Origin of the sequence: Spirosoma taeanense (assembly GCF_013127955.1) — a bacterium.
In the GTDB taxonomy this organism is placed as follows: domain Bacteria; phylum Bacteroidota; class Bacteroidia; order Cytophagales; family Spirosomataceae; genus Spirosoma; species Spirosoma taeanense.
This window is the reverse complement of the sequence record NZ_CP053435.1, coordinates 4,690,100-4,707,271: the sequence shown is the minus strand read 5'-3', so window position 1 is coordinate 4,707,271 and position 17,172 is coordinate 4,690,100. Positions and strand designations below refer to the sequence as shown.

At 50.3% G+C, this 17,172-nt stretch carries 15 protein-coding genes; 7 read left to right on the top strand and 8 right to left on the bottom strand.

The window, feature by feature from the left end; translation table 11 throughout:
- Positions 1-24: 24 nt before the first annotated feature.
- Together atpG and atpA are read right to left on the bottom strand one after the other, a co-directional pair.
- Entirely contained in the window at positions 25-912 is an 888-nt protein-coding gene (atpG, locus tag HNV11_RS19555; RefSeq protein WP_171741268.1) for an ATP synthase F1 subunit gamma, read from the bottom strand.
- 89 nt (positions 913-1,001) lie between these two features.
- Positions 1,002-2,576 carry a F0F1 ATP synthase subunit alpha gene (atpA, locus tag HNV11_RS19550; RefSeq protein WP_171741267.1) on the bottom strand — a complete coding sequence of 525 codons (1,575 nt, stop codon included), beginning with the start codon at positions 2,574-2,576 and terminating at the stop codon, positions 1,002-1,004.
- A gap of 377 nt (positions 2,577-2,953) precedes the next feature.
- On the opposite strand from atpA, the gene HNV11_RS19545 reads away from it, so the two are divergent.
- The 3 genes from HNV11_RS19545 to HNV11_RS19535 all read left to right on the top strand — a co-directional run bounded on the left by HNV11_RS19545 (position 2,954) and on the right by HNV11_RS19535 (position 6,236).
- A complete protein-coding gene (locus tag HNV11_RS19545; protein WP_262889952.1) occupies positions 2,954-3,724 on the top strand; it encodes an FKBP-type peptidyl-prolyl cis-trans isomerase in 771 nt (256 codons plus the stop codon).
- 92 nt (positions 3,725-3,816) lie between these two features.
- Positions 3,817-5,892: a carboxy terminal-processing peptidase gene (locus HNV11_RS19540; protein WP_171741266.1), complete on the top strand. Its 2,076-nt coding sequence runs from the start codon at positions 3,817-3,819 to the stop codon at positions 5,890-5,892.
- A gap of 104 nt (positions 5,893-5,996) precedes the next feature.
- A complete protein-coding gene (locus tag HNV11_RS19535) occupies positions 5,997-6,236 on the top strand; it encodes a hypothetical protein (protein ID WP_171741265.1) in 240 nt (79 codons plus the stop codon).
- A 4-nt stretch (positions 6,237-6,240) separates the two neighbouring features.
- On the opposite strand, the gene HNV11_RS19530 is transcribed toward HNV11_RS19535, so the two are convergent.
- Positions 6,241-7,635 carry a vanadium-dependent haloperoxidase gene (locus HNV11_RS19530; protein WP_171741264.1) on the bottom strand — a complete coding sequence of 465 codons (1,395 nt, stop codon included), beginning with the start codon at positions 7,633-7,635 and terminating at the stop codon, positions 6,241-6,243.
- A gap of 184 nt (positions 7,636-7,819) precedes the next feature.
- On the opposite strand from HNV11_RS19530, the gene dnaG reads away from it, so the two are divergent.
- The gene (gene dnaG / locus HNV11_RS19525; RefSeq protein ID WP_171741263.1) at positions 7,820-9,871 is read left to right on the top strand and encodes a DNA primase; all 2,052 of its coding nucleotides are present in this window, start codon (positions 7,820-7,822) and stop codon (positions 9,869-9,871) included.
- A 189-nt stretch (positions 9,872-10,060) separates the two neighbouring features.
- Here the strand turns inward: dnaG and HNV11_RS19520 are convergent, their stop codons facing one another.
- Positions 10,061-10,444: a hypothetical protein gene (locus HNV11_RS19520; protein WP_171741262.1), complete on the bottom strand. Its 384-nt coding sequence runs from the start codon at positions 10,442-10,444 to the stop codon at positions 10,061-10,063.
- 231 nt (positions 10,445-10,675) lie between these two features.
- Between HNV11_RS19520 and HNV11_RS19515 the strand changes: the two genes are divergently transcribed.
- Positions 10,676-11,371, top strand: coding sequence for a LuxR C-terminal-related transcriptional regulator (locus tag HNV11_RS19515; protein WP_171741261.1), 696 nt, complete (start codon positions 10,676-10,678; stop codon positions 11,369-11,371).
- On the opposite strand, the gene HNV11_RS19510 is transcribed toward HNV11_RS19515, so the two are convergent.
- Entirely contained in the window at positions 11,368-12,390 is a 1,023-nt protein-coding gene (locus HNV11_RS19510) for a LytTR family DNA-binding domain-containing protein (protein ID WP_171741260.1), read from the bottom strand. The genes HNV11_RS19515 and HNV11_RS19510 overlap by 4 nt on opposite strands.
- Before the next feature lie 182 nt (positions 12,391-12,572).
- On the opposite strand from HNV11_RS19510, the gene HNV11_RS19505 reads away from it, so the two are divergent.
- Together HNV11_RS19505 and HNV11_RS19500 are read left to right on the top strand one after the other, a co-directional pair.
- Positions 12,573-12,737, top strand: coding sequence for a hypothetical protein (locus HNV11_RS19505; protein WP_171741259.1), 165 nt, complete (start codon positions 12,573-12,575; stop codon positions 12,735-12,737).
- A gap of 12 nt (positions 12,738-12,749) precedes the next feature.
- Positions 12,750-13,865: a lysophospholipid acyltransferase family protein gene (locus HNV11_RS19500; RefSeq protein ID WP_171741258.1), complete on the top strand. Its 1,116-nt coding sequence runs from the start codon at positions 12,750-12,752 to the stop codon at positions 13,863-13,865.
- Positions 13,866-13,971: 106 nt separating this feature from the next.
- On the opposite strand, the gene HNV11_RS19495 is transcribed toward HNV11_RS19500, so the two are convergent.
- The 3 genes from HNV11_RS19495 to HNV11_RS19485 form a co-directional block, all read right to left on the bottom strand.
- Positions 13,972-15,534: an Rne/Rng family ribonuclease gene (locus tag HNV11_RS19495; protein ID WP_171741257.1), complete on the bottom strand. Its 1,563-nt coding sequence runs from the start codon at positions 15,532-15,534 to the stop codon at positions 13,972-13,974.
- Positions 15,535-15,886: 352 nt separating this feature from the next.
- Positions 15,887-16,741, bottom strand: a complete 855-nt coding sequence (locus tag HNV11_RS19490; RefSeq protein WP_171741256.1) for a tetratricopeptide repeat protein — start codon at positions 16,739-16,741, stop codon at positions 15,887-15,889.
- Between the two features lie 61 nt (positions 16,742-16,802).
- Complete coding sequence (locus tag HNV11_RS19485; RefSeq protein WP_171741255.1) at positions 16,803-17,105, bottom strand: HU family DNA-binding protein; 303 nt, start codon at positions 17,103-17,105, stop codon at positions 16,803-16,805.
- Positions 17,106-17,172: the final 67 nt, after the last annotated feature.

Below are 17,172 nucleotides of genomic sequence, written 5' to 3'. Positions count from 1 at the left end.
CTATTCCAAAGATTGAAGTAAAGCTTAGGCGCTTGCCAGGGCCTCGGCACCACCCACGATTTCGAGGATCTCGGTCGTGATGGCCGCCTGACGCGTCCGGTTGTAAACCAGTCGCAGTTCTTTCAATAGTTCACCGGCGTTTTCAGTCGCTTTGTCCATGGCCGTCATCCGCGCACCGTGTTCCGATGCGTTTGAGTCCAGCACGGCTTTGTACAGCTGAATCTTCAGCGTTTTCGGAATCAGCTCCGTAATGATTTCTTCTTCCGAAGGCTCGAAGGTGTAGTTGATGGCCGGAGCCGCTACACCAGCCGGAGCCTGCGTGGCTACGATGGGGAGCATCTGCTCGGCCCGCACAAACTGCACGGCTGCGTTCCGGAATTCGTTATACACTACATCCACTATATCGTAACGGCCATTGGCGAAGCCTGCCATGGCTTCTTCGGCTGCGGCCTTTACGGTAGCAAAACTCAGCGAGCTAAAGGCATCGACGTGGTTGGTGTTTACTTTAAAACCACGGCGCTGGAAGGCTTCTGCCCCCTTTTTGCCGATGGCCATTATCTCAACGTGGCCCAGGCGAGCCTGCGTTGGGTATTTTTCTTCCATCAGCGCCAGCGCGCCTTTAACGGCGTTCGTGTTGAACGCACCGCAAAGACCCCGGTCCGACGTAACGACGATAATTAGAACCCGTTCAACAGGCCGGGCCTGTTTGTACGGACTTTCTGACGCAATTTCAGCCCCAGCCGAAATTGTACCCAGCATCTGGCTCAGCTTCTGGGCATAGGGGCGCAGTTGCGTAATGTTATCCTGTGCCCGGCGCAGTTTAGCAGCCGCCACCATTTTCATAGCTTTGGTAATCTGCTGCGTCGAGTTTACCGATGCAATTCGGCTGCGTACTTCTTTGAGACTTGCCATGCGTGATGTTTGGTTGTTAATTCGTTTGCCGGTCAGTCTGTTCGTTTCTTTTCCAGAGCCCACTGACCGGCAAACAACCGAACCGATGATTAATAGTTCGCCGACAGGTCAGCCGCTACTTTCTTCAGGGTTGCCGTTGCTTCGTCGGTTAGTTTACCGGCGCGCAGGTCGCTCAGTACGTTCGGGTACTGTGCGTTCAACACCATAGCAAACTCGCTTTCGAACGCTTTCACTTTGTTGACCGGCACTTTATCGAGCAAACCGTTGGTCGATGCATAGATGATCGCCACCTGCTGATCGACCGGAACCGGCGAATACTGGGGCTGCTTCAGCATCTCCTGGTTACGCCGACCCCGTTCAATAGTTAGTTTGGTCGATGCATCAAGGTCAGAGCCAAATTTGGAAAAGGCTTCCAGTTCGCGGAACTGTGCCTGGTCCAGTTTTAGCGTACCGGCCACTTTCTTCATGGATTTGATCTGCGCGTTACCACCCACGCGCGATACCGAAATACCTACGTTGATGGCTGGCCGGATACCCGCGTTAAACAGGTTCGACTCCAGGAAGATCTGCCCATCCGTGATTGAGATTACGTTGGTAGGAATGTAAGCCGATACGTCACCAGCCTGGGTTTCGATAATCGGCAGAGCCGTCAGCGAACCACCACCTTTCACCTTGCCTTGCAGCGAAGGGGGCAGGTCGTTCATATTCCTGGCGATGTCGTCGTTGGCGTTGATCTTGGCGGCCCGCTCCAGCAGACGGCTGTGCAGGTAGAAGACGTCACCCGGATAAGCCTCGCGGCCCGGCGGACGACGCAGCAGCAGCGATACTTCGCGGTAAGCAACGGCCTGTTTGGACAGGTCGTCATAAACAACCAGTGCTGGACGGCCCGTATCGCGGAAGAACTCACCAATGGCAGCACCCGTAAACGGCGCAAAGAACTGCATTGGTGATGGGTCTGATGCATTGGCCGATACGATTACCGTATATTCCATAGCACCGGCCTTACGCAACGTAGCTTCAACCTGCTTTACGGTCGAGGCCTTTTGACCGCAGGCAACGTAAATACAGTATACGGGCTGGCCTTTGTCGTAAAATTCTTTCTGGTTGATGATCGTGTCGATAGCCACGGCGGTTTTACCCGTCTGGCGGTCACCAATGATCAGCTCGCGCTGGCCTCGACCGATCGGAATCATGGCATCGATAGCCTTAATACCCGTTTGCAGGGGCTCGTTAACTGGCTGGCGATAAATAACCCCCGGTGCTTTGCGCTCCAGCGGCATCTGGAACAACTCGCCCTGAATTGGACCCATACCGTCAATTGGCAGACCAAGGGTGTTTACAACGCGGCCCAGAATACCGTCGCCGACGTTTACGTAAGCGATCTGATCCGTACGCTTTACGGTATCGCCTTCTTTAATTTCCGAGTAGTCGCCGAGCAATACGGCACCAACGTTATCTTCTTCAAGGTTCAGAGCCATAGCCTGAAGCCCATTGTCGAACGACAGCAACTCGCCGGCCTGCACTTTCGAGAGGCCGTAGATACGCGCTACGCCGTCGCCGATTTGCAGCACCGTACCGACTTCTTCGAGTTCAGCCTCGGTTTGCGTACCGGCTAATTGCTGACGCAGTATGGCCGAGATCTCGTCGGGTCTTACGGATTCCATATGTGTATAATGAAATTTTGAGATTGATTTTTCGGCCGCAAAGGTACGACTAAAATTTAATAAAAACGCGTACTACGGCGAAAGTAACGGCTGAATGTTAGACTTTTCCAATACCAGCTATCTGTTAAGTATGGCCGCTGGCAGAATCCTGGAACCGTTCGTCCCATTTTTCCGGCCTTGCTCAGATGCGATTAGCAATAATACGCCGTTCTGGTTAGTTTTATAGGCTGCTCCTTACAGATCTTGCCCATTTCCGGATGGCCCGTCCGGCTAAAGCAAAATTTTACAGAAAGCAGCATTAACCAAACTTTTCTACTACTATTTCACGTTTTATTAACGAAATAGGTTTTAGTACATACACTCCGTTTTTTTGTTTCATGAAGTTCAACCAATGGATGTTGGCCGGCATAGTATCGGCTGTTTTTGTAGCTGGTTCTGCCAACGCTCAAGTCAAAAAGCCTGCCGCTAAGAAGCCCGTTACGGGGGCTAAACCGGCAGCAACGGCCAAATCTACCGCTGGCGCGACCCTTACTTCTTCGCTGGATTCGATTAGTTACTCGATTGGCCTGTACATGGCCCAGAACCTGAAACAGCAGGGAATGACCGACTTGAACAGTACCCTGCTAAGCCGTGGTATCGAAGATGCGCTCAAAGGCGGCAAAACGCAGTTGTCGCAGGAGCAGGCCGGTCAGATTCTGAATGCTTACGCGCAGAAGCAATACGCTATCCATAATGCCGAGAATCTGAAAGCGTCGGCTGAGAACAAAAAAATTGGTGAAGCTTTCCTAGCCGAAAATAAAACCAAGTCGGGCGTCACTACTACTGCCAGCGGTCTGCAATATTCTATTGAGAAAGAGGGCACGGGTGCTAAACCAACGGCTACGGATCGGGTTAAGGTACATTATACCGGTCGATTGCTGGATGGGAAAGTGTTCGACAGCTCGGTTGAACGCGGACAGCCTGCTGAATTCGGCGTTGGCGAAGTAATCCGGGGCTGGACCGAAGCGCTGCAACTGATGCCGGTTGGTTCAAAATGGAAATTATACATCCCCGCCGAGCTTGCTTATGGCGATCGTGGTGCGGGCGCCGAAATCAAACCTGGTTCAACCCTGGTATTTGATGTTGAATTGCTTGATATTGTTAAATAATAAAGCGTGCAAGAGCGAATGAGTGAACGAGTAAGTTATTGACCTCACTCGTTCGCTATTTCACTCGTTCGCTGTAAACCTGGGTAATATAGATGAAGAAGTATCTGGTAACCCTTGTGCCCGTGCTGATGCTAAGTTTTCAGCCGGATTCTCCCTCGGGCGGTGCGCCCCTGCAGGCTTTACCCACGTCGTCGCCGACCGACGAGTTAAAGCCGTCTATCTCGCAGGAAAAAGTGGAAACGCTGGTGGCCAAGCTGTTAACGACCTATCATTACCGCAAGGTGCGGCTGAATGATTCGCTGTCGTCGGTAGTCTGGGACAACTATCTGAAAGAACTGGACAATAGCAAAACGTTTTTGCTGGCATCGGACGTAGCTGCTTTTGAAAAATACCGCTATCAGATTGACGACGCGCTGATCAACGGCGATCTGACGGCGGCCTATGATCTTTATAATGTGTTCCGGAAGCGTTATCAGGAGCGGAGCGCATTTATTAAAGAGCAGATCAAGAAGCCATTTTCGTTTACGGCCGACGAAACGTTCAATACTGACCGCGAAAAAGCTGCCTGGCCTAAAACCATTGAAGAGCAGAATGATCTGTGGCGTAAAATTCTGAAAAATCAGGCGCTCGAACTAAAGCTTGGCAGCCGAAGCGATAGCGCAGTTGTGGCTCTGATGACGCAGCGGTATAACAACCTCGATAAGGCATATAACCGGATTAAGAGTGCCGATGTCTTTCAGTTCTACATGAACTCGTTTGCCGAAGCACTCGATCCGCACACGAATTATCTGTCGCCAATTAATGCGGATCGGTTCAACCAGGATATGAGTCAGTCGCTGGAAGGAATCGGGGCTATGTTGCGCGAAGACAACGATTATATCCGTATAACCGATCTGGTTCCCGGTGGTCCGGCGTTTAAGAGTAAACTGCTGAACAAGGACGATAAAATTGCCGGGGTAGCACAGGGCGATAACGGCCCGATGGTGAACACAATGAACTGGCAGGTAGATGAAGTTGTGAAGCTTATCAAAGGGCCCAAGGGAACCGTAGTGCGTCTGCAGATTATCTCGCCAGGCGCGCTGGCGGGCGCACCCCCGAAGGAAATCCGCCTGGTCCGGGAGAAAATCAAGCTGGAAGAACAGCGTGCCAAGAAAGAAATTATTGAAGTATCTGACAACGGCCGTTCATTCAAGATAGGCGTCGTGAACATTCCTATGTTCTACCGCGATTTTGAAGGTGCCCGCAAGCGGGAAGAAGGCTTCAGCAGCACGACCAGCGACGTTAAGAAGTTTATTGAAGAACTGAAAGCCGAGAAAGTAGACGGTATCGTTATCGACCTGCGTGACAATGGGGGCGGTTCGCTCACGGAGGCTATTAACCTGACGGGCCTGTTCATCCCGAAAGGACCGGTAGTGCAGGTGCGTGAGTCGTCGGGTGAAACCGAGGTTTACACGGACCCCGATCCATCCGTTACGTATGATGGCCCAATGGCGGTTCTGGTGAACCGGTTCAGCGCTTCAGCTTCGGAGATCTTCGCGGCTGCGATTCAGGATTATAAGCGGGGAATTATCGTGGGTGGACAGACCTTTGGTAAAGGTACCGTGCAGACGCTGATTGATTTGAACCAATGGTTGCCGAAAGAACCCGAGAAGGTGGGGCAGGTGAAGATGACGATTCAGAAATTCTATCGCATCAATGGTAGCAGCACGCAGCACAAGGGCGTAACGCCGGATATCGAATTGCCGTCGGCGTTCTCCGCTGAGGAATATGGCGAAAGTTCGCAGCCAAGCGCTCTTCCCTGGGATCAGATTAACTCGACCCGCTATGAGTTGTCGCATGGCATCAACGACAAGGTGTTGACTCGTTTGCGTGAACGTTTCGAGCAGCGGCTCAAGTCAGATCCGGAACTGAAGCAACTGGCGCAGGACCTGGCTGATTTCAAAAAAGCCAAGGAAAACACGGTTGTTTCGCTGCAGGAATCCAAACGTCGGAAAGAACGCGAAGAGGCTGAGCGTAAACGGGCTGCGGCCAATAAAGTATCGCAGATGTCAGCACCGGTTGATGAAACAGGTGCTCCGGTACCAGCCACGGCTAAAAAGAAAAAAGATACGTACCTGAATGAAGCCGGAATGGTACTGGCCGATTACATCCTGGCCGTTAACAAATAAGCGGCTGGTTCGTTCTGATTCATTAAACCCCCGTACAGCAAACGTTGTGCGGGGGTTTGTATTTATTCACGTAAACAAACTCTGGTCAATTCATAAAACTCTGCATGTGGTATTTTCTCATCAAACAGAACGTCCTCGAAACAGCTCAGTATCGGTCGTTGCAAAAGCGGTCTTCGCTGACTGAAGTTGAACTGTTTAACGAACCCTACGAAAGCTGGTATGTTTTCTCGGTCGAGAAAGGCAGCTATACCGCTTTTGTTGATTACCTTGACCGGGAAGGTATTACGTACGATTTGACAGCCGACCGGCCAACCCGGAACGAACTGCTGGAGAACATGCGATAGCCGTTTATTTCACCCAGGACAACGCATTTACGTTAGCGCCAATCTTTTTCCCTTCAACCAGACCAGTTTCATTGTCCTGGCGCGTATGAATATTCCCGTAGAAGCGCGAATCGGCGGATTCCTGCGCTGCCTCGGCGAATGACTTAAACTGGCGGGGTCTGAACTCTACGTTGCGCAGGGGGTCTCTTAAACGGCCAACGTGTGAATCGTCAACGAACGTAAAACCCTCGCCGAATATGGCAGTGAGTACCGTTGCCGCTGACGATGACTGCGTGGCATGACCTGACGGATACCCCGGAAACGGTGGGGCGGGCCAGAAGGGTACCCAGGTTGGGTCAATCGCTACCCGGACATACGTGTATGGGCGCATATTGTTGTAAGTGTATTTGCACCGCCAGCAGAGGATAAATGCGTCAGCCACGGACAGCCCTGTTCGGGCGAAGGCTTCAGCAGCTGTGGCGAGGTTCGCTTTTGCGGTTTTAACGGCGATGTTGGCGATATTATACGAGTGTCCGGGAGGAGTGAATGACTCGGCCGGATTGTCGGCCCACCAAACCGCAATTTCTTTCTCGGTTTGGGTCAGGGTTTTCGACTTAGTATATACGTCCATATACTGCGCAAAGGTTGCCGATTTAGCATCCGTTGAATAGCCCAAGGGTTTAGGCATTGGCAACTCATTGTTCGCCCTGATGAACGTCCGATTGCTACCCCAGTAGGGCTGCATCGGGATTTTCTGGCCGTTTTCCGTGGGCTTCCAAAGGTCTGGCCCAACCGGAACCACGTAATCGGCCGGGAAATTACGGCCATAACTTTCATGGCCCCCGTCCGTTTTCGACCAGGCAAACAAAGCTTCTGCAATCTGCCTGCCAAATGCGGCCGACCGGTCGTTAACGGCCTGGTCAGTATCTTTAAATTGTGCCTGTAACGCTTTTTCCAGCGAATCGATCTGAGCTTTACTCAGGTCAGATGCGTTGCCATACAGACGCTTCAGGATGACCGCCTGAGCCGTATTGGCGCTCAGGGCCCAGTTATAGGCCTTACCCGATTCGGGTACCGGCAAAGCCGTTAAACCCTGAAGCTGGCCAGCCAGCGACCGGCGGTTTGGAATGCCGGGAACAACGGCTTCGTACATAGCCAGACCGGCGTAACCATAAGCACGCGAGGCTACCGGAGGGCTAAAGCCAGGCGTTAACTGGGTCAGTTTCAATTGCAGGGTGGCCCATCTGGAAGCCACTTCGGCGGTGTATTGATCCGCCGTTTTTCCTATCGGTGCCGGGGTAGTGGGGTCAGTTGGCTGGCAGGACTGTAAAACGATACCAAGAAAGACTACAAAGAGCCATGGCCACCTTCGATTATCTGACAGGAAGGCTTTGTGGGGAGGGGATAGATAAGGTTTCATACAAGTTTAAGTGGAGTACAAGGTGCTGGGCAGAATCATTAAACTAAGCCGGCTTTCATCGAATGAATGCAAACACAGGTACAGACAGAGAAAACGGGTCGTGGGTTGTAATTAGACGGATATTTTTCCGAAAGGTCAGCCCTTCGACGTACATTTGATTAAGATTTTAATCCATTCCCGGTTCATGCGTATCCCTGAAGAAACAGTTGACCGTATTCGTCAGTCTGCCGATATTCTGGAGGTAATCAATGATTTTGTGTCGCTCAAAAAGCGCGGCAGTAATTACATAGCCTGCTGCCCGTTCCACAACGAGAAGACCCCGTCATTTAACGTTAATCCGACGCGCCAGATCTATAAGTGTTTTGGCTGCGGCAAAGCAGGTGATGCCGTCCGGTTTGTCATGGACATCGAAAATATCGGTTACGGTGAGGCTCTGCGGTATCTGGCCAAGAAATATGGCATTGAGATCGAGGAGCAGGAACAGACGCCCGAAGATCTGCTTCGGCAGAACGAGCGCGAGAGTTTGCTGATCGTTCTGAATTTTGCCAAAACGTTTTTTCAGGAAACGCTGCAGACGAGTGATGAAGGCAAAAGTATTGGTTTGAGCTATTTCCGCGAGCGGGGATTTACCAATCCGACCATCGATGCGTTTGAACTAGGCTACAGTTTCGACCAGTGGGATGCGCTGATGCAGGCAGCCCTACGCCGGGGCTATAGCCGTGATGTCCTCGAAAAAGCCGGGCTGATACTGAGCAAAGAGGGTGGGAAAGTATTCGACCGTTTCCGGGGCCGGGTAATGTTTCCAATTCATAACGTTTCAGGCCGGGTTATTGCGTTTGGCGCCCGAATCCTGAAAACCGATAAGAACCAGCCCAAGTACTTAAACTCGCCCGAAACGCCAGTTTATCATAAGAGCCAGGTACTTTACGGCATCTTCCAGGCAAAACAAACCATCCGTCAGGAAGACGTCTGTTATCTTACAGAAGGCTATACTGATGTAATCTCCTTACATCAGGCGGGGATTAAAAACGTGGTCGCTTCATCAGGGACTTCGCTGACGACCGAGCAAATCCGGCTCATCGCCCGCTTTACGCCAAACGTTACAATACTTTATGACGGCGATGCGGCCGGGATTAAAGCGGCCCTGCGCGGTCTGGATATGGTGCTGGAAGAAGGGCTTAATTTGAGGCTATTATTGCTGCCTGATGGCGAAGACCCAGATAGTTACGTCCATAAAGTTGGAGCCGAAGCATTTAAGGCGTATATACAACAGCATTCGCAGGATTTTATTGATTTTAAAGCTAATCGGTGGCTAAGCGAAGCTGGGGATAACCCTCTTAAACGGGCCGAGGGCATTTCCGACGTTTGCACCAGCATTACCAAAATTCCCGATCCTCTCAAACGGCAGACGCTCTCGCAGCGCGTAGCCCAGGTTTTCCATGTCAGCGAGCAGTCGGTTATTTCCGAAATTAACCGGCAACTGCGTCAGCAACAGGACCGTAGCCGCAAAGAAACCGACCGTCAGAAAGAACGGGAAATGCGTCAGCAACCACCCGTCGCCACTCCTGACGAGCCCTCTTTTGATGAGATTAATGGTTTACTGAACGCACTGGAAATCGATACTGCACCAGCAGAGTTCACTGAGGGTGCCATACCGCAGCCATCTAACCCCTCACCTGACCGATCAAAAGTCGCCCGTACGCCCTTATCGTACCAGGAAGAGGAGTGCGTTCGACTCTTAATTAATTATGGCGTACGGGAGCTGGAACCGGGCATTACGCTGTGTCAATATGTGCTCAGTGAGTTGCACGAAATCGACTTTCAGACGCCCACATTTAAGTTGATTCTATCGCTTTTTAGGGAAGCCTATAGTCGGGGCGAAATTCTGACCGCTGATGACTTTCTTAATCGACAGTCAGCTGATGAGGTCGATATGCAGCAGGAAGCCATTCACCTGACAACACCGCGCTACGAGATCAGCGATGGCTGGCTCAAACACGAAATTCACGTACCTTCTGAAGAGGAAATCGGAATCCTGGCCGATGCGGCCTACCGAAATATACTGCGGATCAAGAAAATGCTGGCCGAACAGCGAATGAGTAGTCTGCAGCAGCAACTCAGGGAGGCAAGCATGAAAGCACCGGAAGAAGCCGATCAGATTCTAACTGAATTTATGCACTTTAAGCGAATCGATATAGAGATTTCGCGTTTGCTGGGAACGGTTATTTCGGGATAAATCAACTCTGGAATTGACGGCCACTAAAGTTATCAGCACTTACTTTAAGTTACCCTTAGACCTAAATGGGCAAGTTTTTGTATTACTCTCCGAAGGACTTAAAATAGTAAAAAGTTACTATTGATTACCAATAAAAAGCTCCCCAACGAATCGGGGAGCTTCACCTTTATCAAGAGGGAGGGATGAACACTATGCCTGAGCCACCGTTCTGACGCTTGTCAGTTCGGCATCGATTTTACGGTTCAGTTCTGCCAGCAGGCGTGCGTGCGAGTGGAGCTGACCCGATTTGGAGGGTTGGGTTGTACGGCTTGATTTTTGACCGCTCATATCCAGTAAAAGCGTCATTAGAACATCGCTCATGTGCTGACGCAGCATCGTCAGATGACGTAAACGGGAACGATTGGCAGTCGGTTGCCGACGGGCAACAACCTGTAAGGCGTTGATTACTTCGGTCAGCTTGGCGTAGCGGTTATGAAACTGCTCAGTTGCTTCGACCCATTCCATAATTACATTCTGTACTTCAGTCGTCGATGCTTCGTATGCCGACGACGCTGATTCTTCCTGGCTTATCATACGCTACTTTTCTTGACAGATATATAATCGGCTGTTGATCAAAAGTAGAGTGTGTTTATACCTTAAAACAAGCCGTTTTGCGTGAAATCACCATTTCCCCGGACGAAATCACCCAAAACGAGGGTTGATTATGGGTGATTTCGTCCGGGGAAATGGTGATTTCAGGGAACGATATTTGCTAGACTTAGAAATATGGTGTTAGATTCATCCACCCGATACGAACTCACAGACATGAATCAATTATCTACAGGCCAGGAGGCCACCAAAAATTTCTCTTTACGTCGCCGGGATTTTTCGATTCTCGTTGCGCAGTCAGAACTATTCACTTGTGAGGTGTTAAGTCAACTTCTCAAGGAGCAGGGGTACAACGTAGTGGGCCGTGCTGTTGAAATGGACGACACACTTCAGCAAATTCGGGTGAAGCGTCCGCAGTGCGTTATTCTCGAATCTGAAATCTCCGGAAGGCGCAGCTTTGACATCGTCGAGCAGATGCAGCAGTCAAACATGCAGACTAAATTCATCCTATATACCAGCAAACCCGATCTTCGGATGGTTGCTCGCGCTATGCAGATGGGTTTCTTTGGCTTTCTGTATGCCAGTGATGGACTGGAAGAGTTGTACCGCTGTTTCCAGACTGTAAGCAGCGGGGGATGTTACTATAGTAGCGGATTTATGAACCTGTTGAAAAATTATGGCGTAGAAGTTTTGTCGGAGGCAAGGCGGGATGAACTGAGCCGGCTTACTGACCGTGAACGGCAGGTACTACGTATGATTGCAAACGGACATACAGCCAATGAAATAGCGGATGAGTTAGGCATTAGCTATCGTACGGCCGTAAACCATAAAGCGCACATAGCGAAGAAACTGGATTTGAGCAGTTGCCGCCAATTGCCCCGGTATGGCATTGAGGTAAAAAGCTATCTCTAGGCGGTAAGCATAAAAGGACCAGTGCCCGCTTCGTCGAGGAGCGGTTGCTGGCTTCCCTGTAGCCACTCCCGAAAAATTTGCATTCGGGCGCGGGGTACAACGATTTCGTACCGATCAGGTGTGTTTAGCCTGACTATGTATTTACCGTTTTCCCAGTAAGCATAGTTCAGAACGGCAGTTCGGTTAACGATATAATCACGCTTGATGCGGAAGAACCGGCTTGGATCAAGCTCGGCCTCCAGATCGTTAAGCGTTTTGGCAACCAGATAGCGGCCTTTGGCTAGTTCAGCGTAATAATAGCGTTCTTCTATGGTGAAATAAAAAACGTCTTCAACCGGAAAATCGAGTTCGCCGTGCGAATTTTTGCCTTTAAGGGAAGCCAGATACGTCGGTGCAGGTACCGATGAGGAGCTTGCACGGGCGGCTATAACCGCCTGGGCTTCCTGGACTGCCTGAGCTGCTTTGGCTTCGGCGGCTTCCTGAGCTTGTTGCCGTTGCTGGGAATAGTCAGACAACAGGGAGATATTGACTGGTAAATAGCTGATTAACAGAACAGGAATCAGATAGCGGAAATAGATGTCCCAGGAAAACGTACCACTGACGTAAGACTTCCAGTAAACGGAGAAGGTATAGGCTGGGTACTGTTCTAACAGAAAACGGACCGTTTCCGTAATGGGATTGAATATAAAGAACGACAGAAGGACGGTTGGTAACAGGCTAAGCTGATAAAGTCCTATGGCTCGGGGAGTTAACTCAACAGAATGGATACCAAAGCGGATATGATGCTGATTAACCAGAAAAACCAGAATGCAGGCGGTGCAAACCTCAGGCAGAATCAGCCCGCGTAAGAGCAGACTGACATACGGCCATGCACCACCATAGCTATTGAGTATTTTAATTTTTGTATCAAAGGCGGAGGTCCATGACAAGCCTTCTACCAGCAAAGCAACCCCTACAATAAGGGCAACGCTATATAGCGGCTTCTTCAGGAAAGTTCTGGTCAGTTGAACTACTTTCATGTGCCCTTAGCAAAAATATGAACTAATATACTGGTAATTATTGACTAATCTACAACGCAATGTTAAGACTTTTTTGCGATTGATGACCCTTGGTGGCGACTATACCTTTGTATCTATCAAACGGGGCATAAAACACCCGATAAATAGAACAACTAACGGTAATCTCAAAACAAACAGTCGTCATGAAAAAATCATTCGCCATCAAAGCTGTACAAGTATCGAAAAACACGATCATCTCTGCTGCCAAGTCTGAGTCGGCAAATCTGCTCAAATTTATGAAACCTGATGAATGCTGCAAGGTGATGGCAATTCAGGGGCTTTCGAATAAGCTGTCTTTTTCACTTTAATCAGCAGCAATCATGCCATCTGCGCAGCATCTGTATAAACAGGAACTCGCTCGTTGTCGTGAGCACTTCGAGCGAGTCAACCTACGGAAGGAGCGGGGATATCTGATGAAGTTCACGACTTTCTCCGCCAACGTAGAGAATATCATGCCCTTCATCCCCCGCAGCAGTCACGAGCGTCTGTTTCAGGAACTGCTGCTGCAGCAAGTGTTTACCACCTTTGATCAGCAGTGCCTCACGGCCGGCGATCTGGTGAAGTTTCGCGGGGCGAAAGAAGCGATTACCAAGCCAGATGGCCCCCGAATTTATTGTACTTATCATTTAGGATCGTATCGTCTGCTGACGAGCGTTCTGTTTCGCCGGGGCGTAGACTGTGTCTTACTGGTCGGCAGCAATATGAACCGCCACCAGGGTGACGATATGCTGGAGCATATCGAAGCGCTACGCCAGAAACACGGCCTGACCAATGTGTTCCGAATCGTAGATACCGGGCAGGCCTCAGCCGGACTGACCATTTTACGAGAGTTAAAAGCCGGTCGATCGCTGATAGTTTACGTAGATGGTAGTCCCGAAACGGCTCCGCAGCCCGGCGAGGAAGATAAACTTCTTTCCGTTCGTTTCGGGCAGCGAAACGTGCTGACACGTAAGGGCGTGGGCTATCTGTCGCACACATCGGGTGTTCCTATCGTGCCCGTAGTGAGTTATCGCCAGCCGGATCTGACCAACGTATTGCATTGTCTGGATCCAATCCGTCCGATTCGGCAGAGCGACCGCGAAATGTATTGCCGCGAGGCAATGCAGCAACTGTACGATGCCTTCTGGTCTTACCTGACCCGTTATCCTGGTCAGTGGGAGGGCTGGAATTACATCCAATCTTTCCTGGAACCCGAACTTCCAAAACATGCCATGTATGGCCGGCGTCCTGAGCACCCCGCTTTCAATGAAGACCGCTATACTCTATGCGATCTTGAGCAGGCCCCAATCCTGTTTGACCGAAGGTTATACCAGACGTATGAGATTACCGAAGATCTGCGCGATCTGCTCCTCAATCTGAACACGATTGATTCAGTTGAAGGAGTAGTGGGCGAGGAGATGTTCGAGGAATTGGTAGAAATGGAGATACTCCACTAATACCCTGAAAAGCTTAAACCGAGAGAAGGCGGGATTCACAACAGTGACCCCGCCTTCTCTCGGTTAGAACCCTTTCGGCGTGTTACTTCAGGTATTGTTCGGCTAATCAAACGTTATTGCTCACTTCAATCTCTTCGCCGGACTTATTGAAGAATTTGAAGTTAACAATCCCCAATGAGCTGTCCTTTACAATCTTGACCCACGTTTTGTATTTCATATACCACTGCATCTGTTTCGAATAGAGCCCTTTGGTGTAATAGGCGTATAAAAACGGATGCAGCGCAATCGAAATTCCGTGTTCGTTTTGTTTTGTCAGCATATAATCAAGGTTGGTCTCGATCACGTCCGTAACCAGAACGCTGGCTTGGATCGTGCCGGTGCCGCCACAAGTCGGGCAAACTTCGCGGGTAACGATGTTCATTTCAGGCCGGACGCGCTGGCGCGTAATCTGCATCAGGCCAAACTTCGTTAGCGGCAGGATGGTAAATTTCGAGCGGTCGGCTTTCATCTCGTCGCGCATGATGTCCTGCAGAAGCTTTTTATTCTCTGCTTTTTTCATGTCGATGAAGTCCACGACGATGATGCCCCCCATGTCGCGCAGCCGCAGCTGGCGGGCAATCTCTTTCGCAGCCTCGCGGTTTACGCTGATCGCCGTAGCCTCCTGATCCTCCTCCGAGTTAGACTTGTTCCCGCTGTTAACGTCAATGACGTGGAGCGCTTCTGTGTGCTCAATAATCAGATAACCTCCACCCGGCAGGCTAACCGAACGGCCAAACAGTGATTTGAGCTGTTTCTCTAATCCCAAGGCTTCGAAAACCTTGGTTTTGCCCGTGTGGAGTTTTACGATCTTCTCTTTTTCGGGCGCGATGGTGTGAATGTAGGTCCGAATCTCATCAAACGACTCTTTTGTATCGACCGTAATGCTTTCGAACGATTCGTTCAGCATATCCCGCAGAATGGAAGAAGCCCGGTTCATCTCGCCCAGTACCCGATCGCGGGGTTTCGCATCGGCCAGCGTTTTTACGGCCTGCTCCCACTTGGCCAGGGAGTTTTGTAAATCCCGGTCGAGTTCTTCAACATCTTTATCCTGCGCCACGGTGCGCACAATAATGCCAAAGTTCTGCGGCTTCAGGGATGACATGAGCCGTAGCAGCCGTGACCGCTCTGCACGATCGGTAATTTTTTTGGACAGGTTTACGCCATCTGAAAATGGGACAAGAACCAGATAGCGACCCGCAATAGAAATGTCGCAGGAAAGGCGTGGGCCTTTGGTTGAGATGGGCTCTTTGACCACCTGAACCAGAATCGGGGCATTTTTCGTCAGTACCTTATCGATTTTTCCGATTTTCTCGATTGCCGGCTCCAGCTTGATGCCGTTCAGCCGACCGGTGCTGACACGTTTAGCGATTATATCTTTGACAAACTTATTGAGCGAATTAATATTCGGCCCTAAGTCCTGATAGTGCAAAAAACCATCTTTTTCGTGACCAACGTCCACGAAAGCCGCATTAAGGCCCGACGAAAGTTTTTTGACTGTTCCTAAGTAAAGATCGCCAACGGTGAAGCTGCTGTCTAACTCTTCTTCGTGATACTCCAGCAATCTCTTGTTCTGCAAGAGTGCAATCCGATCACCTTTCTGAGTCGAACTGATAACTAATTCATTACTCACAAGATGAATATACGGTTAGAATGGCTGTAGAAAAAAGAAAGAAGCCACGTTCGGACTTTACAGACCGGCCGAGGCTTCTCTAAATAAGGTGTAGTTTGCAGTTTGTAGTTCACAGTTGTTGCGTCAGCTAACTACAAACATCAAACCACAAACTACAAACTATTTCTTCTTGTGCCGGTTTTTTCTGAGCCGTTTCTTCCGCTTGTGGGTGGCAATCTTGTGCCGTTTCCGTTTCTTACCGCAAGGCATAATGTAAACAGTGTTTTATAGTTGAAAATACGTGTCGGCCGACCACCCGGTCAAGCCCTATCAGTCACGCTGTAAGCCTGCAAAGCTGACAGCTCAATCGTCTTTACTTAAGCCGTTCTTCGTACTCGCGGATGGCGGCCAGAATCTGCGGGTCTTTTTCCTGCTGTTTTACCTGCGCGAGAACCTGTTTCGCTTCGGCTTTATGGCCGGCTTCCGCCAGGCTTATACCCAGATAAAACTGCGCTTTTCGGCTCGTTGGATTATTGACCAGAATCTGCTGGAATCGCTCAATCGCCCGTTCGTACTGGTTCGACCGCATCGAAAGCAGACCTAGATTGAATAAAGCCAACTCATTAGTCGGTTCCTGCTTCAACACCTCACGCAGCAGCATAATTCCCTGCATCGGCGTGTCGGTGTTCACATAGGTCATGGCCATGTTCGCCTTAGCCGCCAGGAGGTTCGGGTTCTTATCGAGCGCTTTCTGGTAGTAATCCCGCGTTTTCTGGCCCAGAGCTGCCGTTTTTGCTGCGTCGACGGCAAACGTATAAGCTTCAAAATACTGATCGCCCGCCCGCAGCAGATTCGATTCATCGGGTTGAGCCGCTGCCAGCAGGCCCGCGTAGTGAGCCGCGCTGTCATAGCGGGTTATTTCCCGGAAGAACGTAATAAGCTTTTCGCCTGCAGCCTGCTTCTGAACCCCATCGGCAGCCGAGACAAACGTAGTGCGAAGCGTTTCAAGTTGCTTCTGCTGTTCCGGCGATACGGGTTTCTCGTGAATCGCTGAGCGATCCGGCGTACCCGTATTAGCCGCTACGTTGAGCGAATCAGCAGTAGGCGTTTGCGTCGTCCGGCCTCCTAACTGTTTGTTTTCGTTGCGCACCACCACCTTTGGAAGGGAATATAGACCTGCCGTCAGGGCCGTAGCCAGTACGATAACAATCAGCACATATTTGTTCATAAAGGATAGTCGTCACGTCGCAAACGCCCAGCCAGACTGGCAACCGTTTGAACAGGTTGTCTTACTCAGCCGCTACTTTGGCCTTGTCGCTGGTTTTCACTTGCTCAACGAAAACCTTGGCGGGTTTGAAGCTCGGGATGTAATGCTCGTCAATCACCATAGCGGTGTTCTTCGAGATGTTCCGGGCTACTTTCTTGGCTCTTTTCTTGTTGATGAAACTGCCGAACCCTCGCACATAGATGTTCTCTCCCTCGGCCAATGAGTCCTTAACTACCGAAAAAAAAGTCTCCAAGGTGTTGGTTACCTCTGCCTTGTCAATTCCGGTCTTATCGGCGATCTCTGCAATTACGTCTGCTTTCGTCACGACTTCTTAAACTTTAACGTTTACTGTGTTGTTGAAAATTCGGGTGTCAAAAATGGGAGCACAAAGG

Coding starts and splice junctions, on each gene's coding strand:
- atpG (WP_171741268.1), bottom strand. CDS start 912: ATGGCAAGTCTCAAAGAAGTACGCAGCCGAATTGCATCGGTAAACTCG.
- atpA (WP_171741267.1), bottom strand. CDS start 2,576: ATGGAATCCGTAAGACCCGACGAGATCTCGGCCATACTGCGTCAGCAA.
- HNV11_RS19545 (WP_262889952.1), top strand. CDS start 2,954: ATGAAGTTCAACCAATGGATGTTGGCCGGCATAGTATCGGCTGTTTTT.
- HNV11_RS19540 (WP_171741266.1), top strand. CDS start 3,817: ATGAAGAAGTATCTGGTAACCCTTGTGCCCGTGCTGATGCTAAGTTTT.
- HNV11_RS19535 (WP_171741265.1), top strand. CDS start 5,997: ATGTGGTATTTTCTCATCAAACAGAACGTCCTCGAAACAGCTCAGTAT.
- HNV11_RS19530 (WP_171741264.1), bottom strand. CDS start 7,635: ATGAAACCTTATCTATCCCCTCCCCACAAAGCCTTCCTGTCAGATAAT.
- dnaG (WP_171741263.1), top strand. CDS start 7,820: ATGCGTATCCCTGAAGAAACAGTTGACCGTATTCGTCAGTCTGCCGAT.
- HNV11_RS19520 (WP_171741262.1), bottom strand. CDS start 10,444: ATGATAAGCCAGGAAGAATCAGCGTCGTCGGCATACGAAGCATCGACG.
- HNV11_RS19515 (WP_171741261.1), top strand. CDS start 10,676: ATGAATCAATTATCTACAGGCCAGGAGGCCACCAAAAATTTCTCTTTA.
- HNV11_RS19510 (WP_171741260.1), bottom strand. CDS start 12,390: ATGAAAGTAGTTCAACTGACCAGAACTTTCCTGAAGAAGCCGCTATAT.
- HNV11_RS19505 (WP_171741259.1), top strand. CDS start 12,573: ATGAAAAAATCATTCGCCATCAAAGCTGTACAAGTATCGAAAAACACG.
- HNV11_RS19500 (WP_171741258.1), top strand. CDS start 12,750: ATGCCATCTGCGCAGCATCTGTATAAACAGGAACTCGCTCGTTGTCGT.
- HNV11_RS19490 (WP_171741256.1), bottom strand. CDS start 16,741: ATGAACAAATATGTGCTGATTGTTATCGTACTGGCTACGGCCCTGACG.